This is a genomic window from Rhodospirillales bacterium, from assembly GCA_016872535.1.
Classification (GTDB): Bacteria; Pseudomonadota; Alphaproteobacteria; order Rhodospirillales; family 2-12-FULL-67-15; genus 2-12-FULL-67-15.
On the sequence record VGZQ01000007.1, the window covers coordinates 38,799 to 52,734 of the forward strand.

Annotated in this window: 16 protein-coding genes and 1 tRNA gene; 12 read left to right on the forward strand and 5 right to left on the reverse strand. The window is 61.9% G+C overall.

Going from position 1 to position 13,936, the window contains the following annotated elements; translation table 11 throughout:
* Nucleotides 1–4 precede the first annotated feature (4 nt).
* The gene (locus FJ311_02810) at nt 5–718 is read left to right on the forward strand and encodes an ATPase (GenBank protein ID MBM3950363.1); all 714 of its coding nucleotides are present in this window, start codon (nt 5–7) and stop codon (nt 716–718) included.
* Here FJ311_02810 and FJ311_02815 read toward each other — a convergent pair.
* On the reverse strand, nt 715–1,308 hold the full coding sequence (locus tag FJ311_02815; protein ID MBM3950364.1) for a response regulator: 594 nt from the start codon (nt 1,306–1,308) through the stop codon (nt 715–717). The genes FJ311_02810 and FJ311_02815 overlap by 4 nt on opposite strands.
* 402 nt (nt 1,309–1,710) lie before the next feature.
* On the opposite strand from FJ311_02815, the gene FJ311_02820 reads away from it, so the two are divergent.
* From FJ311_02820 to FJ311_02840, 5 genes are read left to right on the forward strand one after another with little or no spacing between them, the layout of a single operon-like run.
* Entirely contained in the window at nt 1,711–3,243 is a 1,533-nt protein-coding gene (locus FJ311_02820) for an acyl-CoA carboxylase subunit beta (protein ID MBM3950365.1), read from the forward strand.
* 7 nt (nt 3,244–3,250) lie between these two features.
* Nucleotides 3,251–3,502 carry a 2TM domain-containing protein gene (locus FJ311_02825; GenBank protein MBM3950366.1) on the forward strand — a complete coding sequence of 84 codons (252 nt, stop codon included), beginning with the start codon at nt 3,251–3,253 and terminating at the stop codon, nt 3,500–3,502.
* Nucleotides 3,503–3,508: 6 nt separating this feature from the next.
* Entirely contained in the window at nt 3,509–5,494 is a 1,986-nt protein-coding gene (locus FJ311_02830; protein ID MBM3950367.1) for an acetyl/propionyl/methylcrotonyl-CoA carboxylase subunit alpha, read from the forward strand.
* A 7-nt stretch (nt 5,495–5,501) separates the two neighbouring features.
* The gene (locus FJ311_02835) at nt 5,502–5,798 is read left to right on the forward strand and encodes an acylphosphatase (GenBank protein MBM3950368.1); all 297 of its coding nucleotides are present in this window, start codon (nt 5,502–5,504) and stop codon (nt 5,796–5,798) included.
* Nucleotides 5,799–5,800: 2 nt separating this feature from the next.
* Complete coding sequence (locus FJ311_02840) at nt 5,801–6,241, forward strand: hypothetical protein (GenBank protein ID MBM3950369.1); 441 nt, start codon at nt 5,801–5,803, stop codon at nt 6,239–6,241.
* A gap of 306 nt (nt 6,242–6,547) precedes the next feature.
* Here the strand turns inward: FJ311_02840 and FJ311_02845 are convergent, their stop codons facing one another.
* Genes FJ311_02845 through lipB form a run of 3 tightly spaced genes read right to left on the reverse strand, consistent with a single transcriptional unit; the run spans nt 6,548 to nt 7,909 of the window.
* Entirely contained in the window at nt 6,548–6,886 is a 339-nt protein-coding gene (locus FJ311_02845) for a helix-turn-helix transcriptional regulator (GenBank protein ID MBM3950370.1), read from the reverse strand.
* Nucleotides 6,883–7,203: a type II toxin-antitoxin system RelE/ParE family toxin gene (locus FJ311_02850; GenBank protein ID MBM3950371.1), complete on the reverse strand. Its 321-nt coding sequence runs from the start codon at nt 7,201–7,203 to the stop codon at nt 6,883–6,885. The genes FJ311_02845 and FJ311_02850 overlap by 4 nt, the downstream gene beginning before the upstream one ends.
* A gap of 22 nt (nt 7,204–7,225) precedes the next feature.
* On the reverse strand, nt 7,226–7,909 hold the full coding sequence (lipB, locus tag FJ311_02855) for a lipoyl(octanoyl) transferase LipB (protein MBM3950372.1): 684 nt from the start codon (nt 7,907–7,909) through the stop codon (nt 7,226–7,228).
* Nucleotides 7,910–8,039: 130 nt separating this feature from the next.
* Here lipB and FJ311_02860 point away from each other — a divergent pair.
* The 4 genes from FJ311_02860 to FJ311_02875 all read left to right on the forward strand — a co-directional run bounded on the left by FJ311_02860 (nt 8,040) and on the right by FJ311_02875 (nt 11,769).
* Nucleotides 8,040–8,126: transfer RNA gene (locus FJ311_02860), tRNA-Leu, on the forward strand.
* A gap of 142 nt (nt 8,127–8,268) precedes the next feature.
* A complete protein-coding gene (gene mgtE, locus FJ311_02865; protein ID MBM3950373.1) occupies nt 8,269–9,690 on the forward strand; it encodes a magnesium transporter in 1,422 nt (473 codons plus the stop codon).
* A 100-nt stretch (nt 9,691–9,790) separates the two neighbouring features.
* On the forward strand, nt 9,791–10,972 hold the full coding sequence (locus FJ311_02870) for an OpgC domain-containing protein (protein ID MBM3950374.1): 1,182 nt from the start codon (nt 9,791–9,793) through the stop codon (nt 10,970–10,972).
* Nucleotides 10,973–11,109: 137 nt separating this feature from the next.
* Complete coding sequence (locus FJ311_02875) at nt 11,110–11,769, forward strand: SGNH/GDSL hydrolase family protein (protein ID MBM3950375.1); 660 nt, start codon at nt 11,110–11,112, stop codon at nt 11,767–11,769.
* Here FJ311_02875 and FJ311_02880 read toward each other — a convergent pair.
* Nucleotides 11,758–12,624, reverse strand: coding sequence for an SGNH/GDSL hydrolase family protein (locus tag FJ311_02880; GenBank protein ID MBM3950376.1), 867 nt, complete (start codon nt 12,622–12,624; stop codon nt 11,758–11,760). The two genes, FJ311_02875 and FJ311_02880, sit on opposite strands and share 12 nt — an antisense overlap.
* 69 nt (nt 12,625–12,693) lie before the next feature.
* On the opposite strand from FJ311_02880, the gene FJ311_02885 reads away from it, so the two are divergent.
* Nucleotides 12,694–13,092 carry a MerR family DNA-binding transcriptional regulator gene (locus tag FJ311_02885; protein MBM3950377.1) on the forward strand — a complete coding sequence of 133 codons (399 nt, stop codon included), beginning with the start codon at nt 12,694–12,696 and terminating at the stop codon, nt 13,090–13,092.
* Nucleotides 13,085–13,912 (forward strand): aspartate dehydrogenase, encoded by an 828-nt coding sequence (locus tag FJ311_02890; GenBank protein MBM3950378.1) that lies wholly within the window; start codon nt 13,085–13,087, stop codon nt 13,910–13,912. Before FJ311_02885 ends, FJ311_02890 begins: the two co-directional genes overlap by 8 nt.
* Nucleotides 13,913–13,936 lie beyond the last annotated feature (24 nt).

The window sequence follows — 13,936 nt, forward strand, 5'->3', positions numbered from 1 at the left end:
GATCATGCGCAAGCGCGATCGATTTTACGCGGCCGTTGGCGTGCGAACGGCGTCTCAGGGCTTCGCGATTGCCCTGGACGACCGGCCGGTGCGGACGCCGCTCGGACGGCCGCTTATTTTGCCGACCGAAGCGCTGGCCCAGGCGGTCGGAGATGAATGGGCCTCGCAAGGGAGCGTGATCGCGCCGGCTACCATGCCGCTCACCGGGATCGCCAACACCGCCATCGACCGGGCGCGGGAAGATCGGAATTCGTTCCGCTCCGCCGTGGCGGCTTATGGGCGAAATGATCTGCTGTGCCAACGGGCCGACGCGCCGGCCGACTTGGTGCGCCGGCAAGAAACATCGTGGGGGCCGTGGCTTGCATGGGCGGCGGAACGTTACGGGGCGCGCCTCGCGGTGGGCACCGGGGTCATGCCGGTCCGGCAACCGCCCGAAGCCATGGCCGCGTTGGACGACGCCGTTGGCGCGCTCGACGAATGGACGCTCGCCGCCGCCGGTGTGGCCGTCGCGGCCGGAGGATCTCTCGTGCTGGCGCTCGCCCTGGTCGAGGGGCGCATCGACGGCGGGGAGGCTTTTGCGCTCGCCGTTCTCGACGAAACTTGGCAAAACGAGCGCTGGGGGGAAGATCGGGAAGCGCTCGGCCGGCGCGACGCGATCGCCGCCGATTTGGCGGCGGCGGGGCGGTTTGCACGGTTGGCGCGGGAAAAAACGAGTTAAGCGGCTCGATCTTTCGACGTGATCGAGCTTCGCTGTTCCTGGCGGGAATCGACCACCTTGAGACCGCGTCGATCCGGGTGGACCGGAATGTTCTTCGTTCGCCGGTCGGTGTTGGTCCGATTTGCGTGCTCGCGCCTTTCAGGTCCGTTCCATACCATCCGACGGCGGCGACGATCCGGGCCAAAAAAGTCGGCGAGACGGATGAACAGCCGCGGTTGTTCGATGATGGAGCGGATGCGGAAGAAAAGATGCTGCGCGGCAAAGGGTTTGGCGAGGAATTCGTGAATACCGGCATCGCGGGCGAGATAAACCCGTTGCGAGTCGCAAAACGCGGTAATGACGATAAAAGGCGCGTAGAAGTCCTTACTCAACGGATCGTGGCGCACGCGCCGAACGAAATCGAGCGCGTCCACCTCGGGAGACCAATCGGAGATGATCAGGTCGGCGCCGTGTTCGGCGAAATAGCCGAAGGCATCGGAAACCGCGGCTGCCGGCGCGACCTTTTGAACGCCGAACTGACGCAGGATATCGCACACGATCCCGCGCATCTGCTGGTGCCGTTCCGTCACCAGGATGGACATTCCGCTCAAATTCAAATCCAAATCCGCCACCCGGTTTCTCCGTCAGCAAGAATCGACACACAACCACACCCGCCGCGCGCCGAGCGCACGGAAACGGCTTTACTTCAGATTCAAAATTCCCCCGAAGTTCATCTCTTGTACGTGGAAACGCTCCCACGTGGCGCTCATGGACGCCGTTTTTTGGTAGTCGATCCCTCGGCCGCATGTATATCCATTTATGATCGAATTGAACACTTAGTTTAGCGGGGAGCATAACCCCACCCTAAAGGGTGGCATAACAAGAACTCTTTGGCGGGCTTGAAGGGTCTGCCGTGGCGTTTCTATAAGGGATGGCTCACCATCGCGGATACCAAGCCATTCCGTCGGGGCCGCCTTTCAACCTCCACGCTCCGATTCGCAAGCGAACCGCTTATGCACGACATCATCCGTCAGCTCGATGAAAAACGCCGTCTCGCCCGGTTGGGCGGCGGCGAAAAGCGCATCGAGACCCAGCACGCCAAGGGCAAGCTCACGGCGCGCGAGCGGATCAACGTCCTGCTCGACCCCGACTCCTTCGAGGAATGGGACATGTTCGTCGAGCACCGCTGTGTCGATTTCGGTATGGCCAACCAAGCCATTCCGGGCGACGGCGTGGTGACCGGCTACGGCACCGTCAACGGCCGGCTGGTGTTCGTATTCAGCCAGGATTTCACCGTTTTCGGCGGTTCGTTGTCCGAATCGCACGCGGAAAAGATCTGCAAGATCATGGACCAGGCGATGAAGGTGGGCGCGCCGGTCATCGGACTGAACGATTCCGGCGGCGCGCGCATTCAGGAAGGCGTCGCTTCGCTCGCCGGCTACGCCGAAGTGTTCCAGCGCAACGTCTTGGCTTCGGGCGTGGTGCCGCAAATCTCGGTGATCATGGGACCCTGCGCCGGCGGCGCGGTCTATTCGCCGGCCATGACCGATTTCATTTTCATGGTGCGCGACAGCTCCTACATGTTCGTGACCGGGCCCGACGTGGTGAAGACGGTAACGCACGAGGAAGTCACCCACGAAGAACTCGGCGGGGCGCAAACCCACACCACCCGTTCCGGCGTCGCCGACCGCGCCTTCGACAACGACATCGAGGCGTTGTTGTCGCTCCGCCGGTTTATCGATTTCCTGCCCGGCAGCAACAAGGAGAAGCCGCCGTCGCGACCCACCCCCGACAGCGCGGATCGGGTGGAGGAATCGCTCGACTCCCTGATTCCCGACAACCCGAACAAGCCCTACGACATGAAGGAGTTGATCCTCAAGGTTCTCGACGAGGGCGATTTCTTCGAAATACAGCCCAATTACGCGGGCAACATCATCACCGGTTTCGGGCGGATGGAAGGCTCGACCGTCGGCATCGTCGCCAATCAGCCGATGGTGCTGGCCGGCTGCCTCGACATCGCGTCGTCGATCAAGGCCGCCCGGTTCGTGCGTTTCTGCGATTGTTTCAACATCCCGATCCTGACCTTCGTCGACGTGCCGGGATTTCTGCCGGGCACGACGCAGGAATTCGGCGGCATCATCAAGCACGGCGCCAAATTGCTGTTCGCGTTCGCCGAGGCGACGGTACCCAAGATCACCGTCATCACCCGCAAGGCCTACGGCGGCGCCTACGACGTCATGAGCAGCAAGCACCTGCGCGGCGACGTCAATTTCGCCTGGCCGAGCGCCGAAATCGCGGTAATGGGGCCCAAGGGCGCGGTCGAGATCATTTTCCGCCAGGATATCGGCGATGCCGCCAAGATCGCGGCGCGCACCGAGGAATACCGCCAGCGCTTCGCCAACCCGTTTATCGCCGGCCATCGCGGGTTCATCGACGACGTGATCATGCCGCGCAACACCCGCGTCCGCCTGTGCCGCAGCCTCAAGATGCTGCGCAACAAGATCCTCGAAAATCCCTGGAAGAAGCACGACAACATTCCGTTGTAGTCCGCTCATGCGCGATATCCAAGACAATGAAAAGACGGCGCGCGCCCGATTGCTCGGCTTCGGCCGGCATTTAACGGTTTATTTTGCGGTGATGCTCGTCCTCGTGGTCGTCAATATGACGACGATGCCGGAGAATCCGTGGTTCATGTGGCCGATGGTTGGCTACGGCGGGGTGTTGGCCGTCCATGCCGCTTACGTCATGGGCTTGTTCGATGTGTTTATGCGCCGAAGCGAAGCGCCGCCGAGCCGCAACGGATAACCGACGATGTTCAAGAAGATCTTGATCGCCAATCGCGGCGAGATCGCCTGCCGGGTCATCAAGACCGCGCGGCGCCTCGGCATCAAGACGGTCGCGGTCTATTCCGAGCCCGACCGCAATGCGTTGCACGTCGAAATGGCCGACGAGGCGGTGGCGATCGGTCCCGCGCCGTCGACCCAAAGCTATTTGGTCATCGACAACATCCTGAAGGCGGTCCGCGAAACCGGCGCGGAAGCGGTCCATCCCGGCTACGGCTTTTTGTCGGAAAAGGCGGTGTTCGCCCGCGCGCTCCGCGACGCCAAGATCACCTTCATCGGGCCTTCGCCCGAAGCCATGGAGGCGCTCGGCGACAAGATCGAATCGAAGAAGCTGGCGGCCAAGGCCAAGGTCAGCACCGTTCCCGGCCACGTCGCCGCGCTCGAGAACGCCGACGCGGCGGTCCAGGCGGCGCGCGCCATCGGCTATCCGGTCATGCTCAAGGCCTCCGCCGGGGGCGGCGGCAAGGGCATGCGCCTGGCCGACAACGACGACGAATGCCGCGAAGGATTCGTCCGCGCCACCAGCGAGGCGCAATCGAGTTTCGGCGACGGCCGCGTGTTCGTCGAAAAGTTCGTGCGCAACCCGCGCCACATCGAAATTCAGATCATGGGCGACACCCACGGCAATGTCGTCTATCTGGGCGAGCGCGAATGCTCACTCCAGCGCCGCCACCAGAAGGTTATCGAGGAGGCGCCGTCGCCCTTGCTCGACGCCAAGACCCGCAAGGCGATGGGCGAGCAGGCGGTCGCGCTGGCCCAAGCGGTCGGCTATTCCTCCGCCGGGACGGTCGAATTCATCGTCGATCAGGAACGCAATTTCTATTTTCTGGAAATGAACACGCGGCTTCAGGTCGAACACCCGGTGACGGAGATGGTTACCGGCTTCGATCTGGTGGAAATGATGATCCGCGTCGCGGCGGGCGAACGTCTGCCGGTTTCGCAAAAGGACATCAAGCTCACCGGCTGGGCGGTGGAATCCCGCGTATACGCCGAAGACCCGTTCCGCAAGTTCCTGCCGTCGATCGGGCGCCTGACGCGCTATCGCCCCCCGAGGGAAAACGACGACGTCCGGGTCGATACCGGCATCACCGAGGGCAGCGAAATCTCGATTCATTACGACCCGATGATCGCCAAGGTGATCACCCGCGGTCGCGACCGCGCGGAAGCGATCGGGCGCATGGCGCGCGCGCTCGATGAGTTCTACATTCGGGGTGTCAACCACAATATCCCGTTCCTCGCTTCCTTGATGGCCCATTCCCGTTTCAAGGAAGGGCGACTGTCGACCGGCTTCATCGCCGAGGAATATCCCAACGGGTTCCATCCCGCGGACGCGGTCCACGATCGTCCTAGCGTGCTGGTGGCCACGGCGGCCGTTGTTCATCACGCCTACCAGGAGCGGGCGGCGCGGATCGCCGGCCAGGTTCCCGGTCACGAACGTCGCGTCGCCAATGAATGGGTCGTTCGCATCGATGAGAGCGAACATTCGGTCGTGGTGACACGCACGGCGAACGGGTTCGAGGGCACACTCGCCGGCCGTCCTTTTCGTATCCGCACCGATTGGACTCTGGGCGAGCCGTTGTTCGAAGGCGATTTTGACGGCGAGCCGCTCTGCCTGCAGGTCGAGCGCAGCGGCATTGCCTACCGTCTGTCCCACGCCGGCACCGAAACCGACGCCTTGGTGTTCGGCCCGCACGTGGGACCGCTGTGGCGTCTGATGCCGGTCAAGAAGGCCGCCGACACCTCGAAATTCCTGCTGTCGCCGATGCCCGGCCTGTTGGTAAAGGTCTCCGTTTCCGAAGGCCAAGAGGTGAAGGCGGGCGAGGAGCTGGCCGTCATTGAAGCGATGAAAATGGAAAACGTCCTGCGCGCGGAACGTGACGGCACCGTTGCCGCAGTCAAGGCCAAGTCCGGCGACAGCCTGACCGTCGATCAGGTGATTCTGGAGTTCCGTTGACGTACAGATGACGCCCGAGTCGGAAGAAACATTATCCGTTCGAGTCGTGATTACGGGGCGCGTTCAGGGGGTGTGGTTCCGCGCCTGGACGGTGGAACAAGCCGGCCGTCTTGGGCTCGCGGGATGGGTGCGCAACCGCGCCGGAGGCGCGGTCGAGGCGGTATTTTCGGGGCCGCGCGCCAAGGTCGACGAAATGATCGCCGCGTGCCGGCGAGGCCCCCCGGCGGCGCGGGTGGAGGATGTCGCGGTCGAACCGTGCGATCCTCCCGGCGGCGCCGGATTCATCCAGCGATCGAGCGTTTGATTATGTGGCGGGAAATAATTAATCGTATCGTCACTTCTCCGCGATCAATTGTATTTAACGCGATCGCGGCAGCATTGTTGTTCTCGCTTTTATTTGGTCTGTTGGTATCTCCGCAGTGGTCGGGGAAATATTTAACGGCGGCGTTAATGGGGGCAACGCTGGCTGCTCTCATTGGGAACTTCGAGCATATAGAATCTTTCAAAGCCTCGTCATCTGGTATCGAGGCAAAGACCCGCGAAGTTGTTCGGCGAGCGGAAACCACCCTGCAAGAGTTGCAAAACCTCGCTGCAATGATGGGACCCTTGCTAATTGACTTGATCGTCGGTGGCGGCCGTTGGGGCGGAAGAGGGACTCCGGCAGACAAAGACGCACAAAAAAACAAGTTCTCGAAATACTGCGCGATGTTGGCCTCTCTCAGGCACGCATCGACGAGATCGCACTAACAGACCGTCGCTGGGTCGTCATTGATTACGTTGGTTATATTCTAAGCAATCGGTTGGCCAATCGACTCGATTCTAAAAAACGGCGTGAATGGAATAATTTCATCGAAGAATTCTCTGCCAGTTTTGATCGACCAGGGCCGGACGAGATTCAAGCTTTCCTGGAAAGGCTCGGATTGCTCGATGACGTGGCAAGAGAGTTGATAGAAGACTACCGTCATTATCTTGCAACTGGGAAACATCGGCGCCCTGAGATTTGGGCGCGGCGTGGAGAAGGGTAATGACGGCATTGCAAGGGGACGGCGTCCATTACGCGGCCGCTGCTGTTTTTCTCCGCCCGGTGCGTCCAGCCGTGCCTTTCGGTTCAGTCTTAAGCGGCACGAAATCGACGATCAGCTTGCGACCGGTCGCCAGGGCGTAGCCTTCGAGGGTCGCAAGTTCCGGCACATGCCGGCCTGATTCGATCCGGGCAATGGCGGCTTGTTTCGCGCCGATCCGCGTCGCCAACTCCTTTTGGGTGAGGCCCGCCGAGCGGCGAATTTGCATGAGTCGCGCCGCCAGCTTTTCCTCCAGCTTCAACGCCTCGTATTCAGCTTTTACTTCCGGGTTTCGGAGAAGCCGCCGCTTCAATTGCTTTAAGGTCGTCATGTCGCTTCCTTCGCTCGTTGTTCCGCCAGGCGGAGGTTCCGCGCAGGCGTCTTTTGCGTTTTCTTCTGGAAGGCGTGGACGATGACCACCCGTTCCCCCCGGGTGACGAATAGTGCCCGTCCAACACCCTCCTGGCCCTTGGCCCGCAACTCGTAAAGACCGCCGCCGAGATGGTCGATGTGCGGCGGACGAAGCGCCGGTAGCCCGCGGGCCTCGATTTGCCCCATGATCCACAAGAGCTTGGCCTGGACCTTGGGCGGCAAGGTGGCGATTTCGTCGTCCACCGCCTCGCTCAGGGTTTCGACCGTCCAGGCCATTATCCTTGATATAACATTTGTGTTATTTTTGCAACTCTGGCAACTGGGTGCTCTCTCCGAACACGTCGGCGAACGTCGCCATCAGGGCGGTATCCATGTCGGCCGCACTCGCGGTGATGCCGAGATCGAGGAGCGACGTCACGCGCCCGCCGGCGATGCCGCACGGTACGATCCCCGCGAAATGGCCGAGGTCGGGATCGACATTGATCGAAACGCCGTGATAGCTGATCCAGCGGCGGACCCGCACGCCGACGGCAGCGATCTTCGCCTCGTCGCCCGGCCTGCCGCCGTGGGCCGCCAGGTCGACCCAAATGCCGATGTAGCCGGGGCGGCGGAAGCCGCGCACCCCGAACCGGGCGAGGGCGGCGATGACCCAGTCCTCGATGCGGCAGACGTAGGCGCGCACGTCCCGGCCCCGCCGATTAAGGTCGAGCATCAGATACGCGATCCGTTGGCCGGGGCCATGATAGGTGTAGCGCCCGCCCCGGCCGGCGCGGAATACGGGGAAGCGATCGGGCTGAAGCAGCTCGGCCGGGTCGGCGCTGGTGCCGGCGGTATAGAGCGGCGGGTGTTCCAGCAACCAAACGCATTCGGGCGCCCGGCCTTGGCCGATGTCGGCGACCCGCGCCTCCATGAAGGCGAGCGCTTCCGGATAGGGGACCGGAATATCGGAGACGCGCCATTCGACCGAAGGCGGCATGGACATGGGCAGGCGTTTCCGGGGTCTTGCCTTGCGCGGACAGAGGGGATTTGCTATTTCCGGGCGTTATCAACGGTCATTTGCGGCCTCGTCGCAAGAGCAAAAGGCTCGTGTGACGTCGCTGCGGGGAAATATCGCGGTCGTGGCGGAACTGGTAGACGCGCAGCGTTGAGGTCGCTGTGGGGGCAACCCTGTGGAAGTTCGAGTCTTCTCGACCGCACCATATTTCCAGGCCCGCGCCCCGATAGGGGCGCATTAATTTAATACGCACGTCACGCGGCTAGGCGCGCGTTCGCACGACAATTCGCCCGCGCGATTATTTATCGCCGGGCCGTTTTACTAGGCGCTCATCGAAGGATTAGGCCATGAGCGAACGGGAGCCCGACCAGGAAGCGCCTCCCGGCGACGCCGGACCGGAGAGCCCGGAAGCCTATCCGCTCGACCGGGTCGCGGAGGAGATCGCCGACGCGATCGCCGCCGAAGATATCCCGCGCGTCAAACGGATCCTCGAGCCGCTGCATTACGCCGACGTCGCCGATCTGCTCGAAAGGCTTGCGATCGAAGATCGCGGCGCGTTGGTCGAAATTATCAAGCGCGATTTCGACCCCGAAATTCTGCACGAGCTGGACGAGAAAGTCCGCGACGACATCATCGCCAAGCTCGGCCTCGAGAATGTCGCGGCGGCCGTCCGCGAACTCGACAGCGACGATGCCGTCAACGTCGTCGAGGAGTTGCCCGAGGACGAGCGGAAGAAAGTTCTTGCCGCGATTCCCGCCGAAGAGCGTGCCGTCATCCGCGATGCCCTGGCCTATCCCGAGGACAGCGCGGGACGCCTGATGCAGCGCGAGCTGGTCGAGGTGCCGCCGCATTGGACCGTGGGCGAAACCATCGACTTTATCCGGCGCACCGCTGACGACGAGCAACGGGATTTGCCGGAAGTATTCTACGACATCTTCGTGGTGGACGGAGAAGGCAAACCTCTCGGCGCCATTCCCCTCAGCCGATTGTTGCGGACACGGCGGCAGGTTCCGGTAACCGAGATCATGGAAACCGAGATGCAGCTGATTCCGGCAGCCATGGACCAGGAAGAAGTCGCATTCCTGTTTCGCCAGCGCGACCTGGTCTCGGCACCGGTGGTCGACGAGGCGGGAAAGCTGGTGGGCGCGATTACCGTCGACGACGTCGTGGACGTGATCCAGGAGGAAAACGAGGAAGATTTTCTCCGGTTGGGCGGCGTTGGGCGCGCCGATCTCTACAGCGCCACGGTGGATACGACCCGGTCGCGCTTTACGTGGCTGCTGGTCAATCTGGCGACCGCGATCCTCGCCTCGATCGTCATCGGCTGGTTCGACGCCACCATCGAGCAGATGGTGGCGTTGGCGGTGTTAATGCCGATTGTCGCTTCCATGGGCGGCAATGCCGGCACGCAGACGTTGACGGTGATGGTGCGCGCATTGGCCACCAAGGAGCTGACGGCGGTCAACGCCGCGCGGGTGATCGGCAAGGAAGTCGTCGTCGGGAGCCTCAATGGCGTGTTGTTCGCAGTTATCACCGGCATTGTCGCCTGGATGTGGTTCGACAGCGCCACCTTGGGTGCTGTCCTCGGCATGGCGATGATCGTCAACCTAGTGGTTGCCGGACTCGCCGGATCGACGATTCCGCTGGTGCTGGCGCGCGCCGGCATCGATCCGGCGGTCGGCTCGGGCGTGATCCTGACCACGGTCACCGACGTAGTCGGTTTTTTCGCTTTTCTCGGGCTCGCTGCTTGGCTTCTCCTCGGCAACTGAACCCAGGCGGGTTGGGGAATCCAGTCTCATAGAGGCTTCGCCAGACGGCTGGTATTCATTGGCGGGAGAGGGGAAGGGAAGGATTCACGCGACAACGCCGATGTCGTCCACTGCCGCCGCCGGACCGAATCCGGCCCTGCTCACGACCGCCGGCAAGCCGCCGCGCGATTATCGTCTCGATTTTTTTCGCGGGCTGGCGCTGTTTTTCATTTTCGTCGATCATATTCCGAACAACGTCGCGAGTTGGGTGACGGTCCGCAATTTTGGCCTCAGCGACGCGACCGAAATTTTCATTTTCATTTCCGGCTATTCGGCGATGCTGGCTTACGGCATCTCGATGGAACGGAAGGGATTCCTTTTCGCTTCGGCCCAAGTGCTCCGGCGGTGCTGGCAAATCTACATCGCGCACGTTTTTCTGGTGACATTGTTCATCGGCCACGTGATCTATGTCGGGCAGCGCTACAACAACCCGATGTTCGCCGACGAGATGGGATTGTCGGCCTTCGTGGCCGAGCCGCACACGGCGTTGATGCAGGCGTTATTGCTGAAATTCAAGCCCGTCAATCTCGATGTCTTGCCGCTCTATGTGGTGTTGCTGGCGATTTTTCCGGCGATCTTATGGAGCCTGAAACATAGGCCGGTGATGACGCTGGCCGGATCGGCGGCGGTTTATGCGTTTGCCAATTATTTCAACGTCAACCTGCCCGGCTATCCGGATGGCGTGTGGTTCTTCAATCCGTTCGCCTGGCAGTTTCTGTTCGTGATCGGGGCCTTTTTGTGCCGTGTGCGCGATTTTCGTCCGAGCAAGCGCTTGCCGGTCGGGCCTTCGGCCGCGTTCGCGGCGGTTTACCTGCTGTTCAGTTTGTTTTTGGTCGCGTCATGGTCCAATCCCACCCTCGCGGCGATGGTTCCTCGCGGTCTCGCCAAGGTGATCTACCCGATCGACAAAACGAATCTTGACCTTTTGCGACTGTTCCACTTTCTGTGTCTGGCTTATTTGGTGGTGATTGCGGTTCGAATCGACGCCCCGTTTCTGCGTTGGCCCGTATCGAAGCCGGTCATCCTTTGCGGACAGCATTCGCTGCAAATCTTCTGCCTGGGCGCTCTGCTGTCTTTTTTGGGTCACTTTTTCCTGACCGAATTCAATTCCACTTGGATTGCCCAGATTTCGGTCAGTGCCACGGGCATCGTGGTTATGATTCTATTTGCCGGGCTGTTGACCTGGTATCGCAAGCAGGAGGCGGCGGCGCGCACTGCCGCGCCAAGGACTTCTTCGACATGAGGACGGCTATGAGACTATTCATTGCGATTTGGACTCTTGGTTTTGTTGGTTTGATAACCGCGGATCGGGCGCCGGCATCCGATCCGGGCATCGACTGGTGCCGGGTGCCGGAGAACCTCGTTCGCGCGGATTCGCCCTTGCCGCGCGTGGCCGAAGCGATCGAGAAAAACCAACCGATCAAGATCGTCGTTCTCGGCACCATGTCTTCGACCGGCATGGGGGCGGGGGTTACCGCCGCTTTTCGTTCTTATCCCGAAAGACTGCGCGAGGAGCTGAACCGCCGATATTCACACATGCCGGTTACGTTGGTGAATTTGGCGCAGCGCGGCTGGACGGCGGTCGACATGGCGGCGGCGATCGAAGCCAAGGTGATTCCGCTCAAGCCGACGGTGGTGATTTGGCAAACCGGTTCGGTCGAAGCGGTACGAGGTCTCGACGTCAATCTGATGGGCGAGGCCATCGGCGCGGGTATTGTCAAGCTTCGCGAGGGCCATAGCGACGTGATATTGATCGAGCCGCAGTACAATCCGCGCGCGGCGGCGATGATCAATTTCGAGCCCTACGCCGAATACATGCAGCGGATCGCCGACAGTTGGGATGTCATTTTGTTCAATCGCCATGACATCATGAAGTACTGGGTTGAGGAAGGTATTGCCAAATTCGACGATCCAAGTCGCGCGTTACAGAGACTCAACGCCGACCAAGTGCACGATTGCCTGGGACAGTTGCTGGCCGATATCGTCGAACGCGCCGCGCGCCGCGCCCCAGGTGCCGCCGGAGAGACTTCACCGCGGTGAGCGGGCGATATCGGACGGCCGGACGATATTTTCGATCTGATTGGCGAGCAATTGGGCGATGCAGTCGTAACTGAGATCGTTCAAGTGCAAGCCGTCCGGCGACAGCATGGTCTTGAAATCGAAACGGCCGCTATCGATCCAATATTTCATAATCGTATGGCGGGGGAACAGGACGACGCCTTCTTCGGTAGCGGCGGTATGAATCGCGTCGATGAAATCCATTCGGTCGGGCATATCGTTGAAACGCGGGGCAAACTGCGGCGCCATCAAGATCACGTCGGCGCCGGCGCGGCGCAGAAGCCTCAGTCCCTCCGCGATATCGCGGCGGAAATGGGCCGGATCCTGCTCGCGTAAGGCGGCGTTGGTACCGGTTTGCCAAATCACGAGATGCGGCTCGGCCGCGAGCACGTCTTTTTCGAAGCGCGCAATCATCTGCCGCGATGTTTCGCCGCCGATTCCCCGGTTGATGACGGTGATCGGCACGGCGGGAAAGCGCCGGACAAGCTCTTCGCGCAAGCGCGCGGGATAGCTGGCGCCGGAGTGGCTGGCGCCGGCGCCCGCGGTCGAGGACGACCCCACGGCGACGATCACGAGGGGTTGGCCGGTAGCCAGCCTCGCGGTCGTCAAGGGTAGCAGCCGGCGCGTGTCGATCATGCCGCCGGGAATCCGGCAGTGCGGCGATACGCCTTGCTCCGATGGCGTCGCGTTCGTAGGGTCGACCGCAACGGTTAGGGCAATCAGGGCGGCAAGCACCGCCGTCATGGATGAAAAGCGCGAGATGGCCATAAGGGCAATGGGTGGGGACTTAGGCAAGCCAGGGACGCGGCTGTTCATGCACTGGGATCGGGTTATCATCTATCCATCCGTCGGCAAGGGACAAGTTTCCTTTTCCTTTACGTAAACGTCAAGTACACTCGGCCCCCCATGACGGATACTTTCGGCATCGCCGATCTCGCCCGCGAATTCGGCGTGACCACGCGCACCATTCGTTTTTACGAGGACCGCGGATTGCTCGCGCCGCACCGCGCCGGGCAGCGGCGGGTCTATGCCGCCCGCGACCGGGTTCGGCTCAAGCTGATCATGCGCGGGAAAAGGCTCGGATTTTCGCTGTCCGATATCCGCCAGATCCTCGATCTCTACGACGTCGATCCGACCGAGGTGGCGCAACTCAAGCTGTTCGTGGAGAAGCTGCGCGAGCGCAAGAAGGTTCTGGAGCGCCAGCGGGCGGATATCGTCGCGCTGCTCAGGGAATTGGACGGCTTCGAGCAACGTTCGCTCGTCCTGCTGGCCGAAAAGGACAAGAGAAAAACCCGTGTTGGCTAAACCGTCCGCGCAGGCACCGATCGCGGTCGCGATCGCCGGGCTCGGCACCGTCGGCCGCGTCGTCGCGCGCTCGCTCGACCGGGGCATCGACGGACTCGTCCTCGCCGCCGTTTCGGCGCGGGACGAGACCAAGGCCCGCCGAACCGTGGCCGGATTCAAGTCGTCGGTTCCGGTGGTGCCGCTCGATCGCCTTGCCGATATGGCCGACGTGATTGTCGAGTGCGCGCCGCCCGAACGGTTCTTGGAAATCGCCCGGCCGGCGATCGAGCGGGGCCGGATATTCGTGCCGCTGTCGATCACGTCGTTGCTCGGTCATCTTGACTTGGCGGAACGGGCCAGGGAAACCGGCGCCCGCATCATGATTCCGACCGGCGCGCTGCTCGGATTGGACGCGGTGCGGGCGGTCGCCGAAGGAACCGTGCATTCGGTGACCATGGTCACCCGCAAGCCGCCGAAGGGCCTGCGTTCGGCCAAGTTCGTGGTCGAGCGCGGGATCGATATCGATCGCCTCGCGGGGCCGATCAAGCTTTACGAAGGAACGGTGCGCGAAGCCGCCGCCATGTTTCCGGCCAATGTCAATATCGCCGTCGCCCTGGGCTTGGCCGGGATCGGGGTCGACCGCACGCGCTACGAAATCTGGGCCGATCCCGGTATCGACCGCAATACCCACACGGTCAAGGTCGATTCCGATTCGACGCGGTTCGAAATGAGCATCGCCAACATTCCGACCGAGGAAAATCCCGCGACCGGGAAGAATACGGCGCTCAGCGTGATCGCGCTGCTGCGCCGGTTGACCGCGCCCATGGTGGTGGGGAGCTAGGGCGTTCATGAAATCCAAATCCGC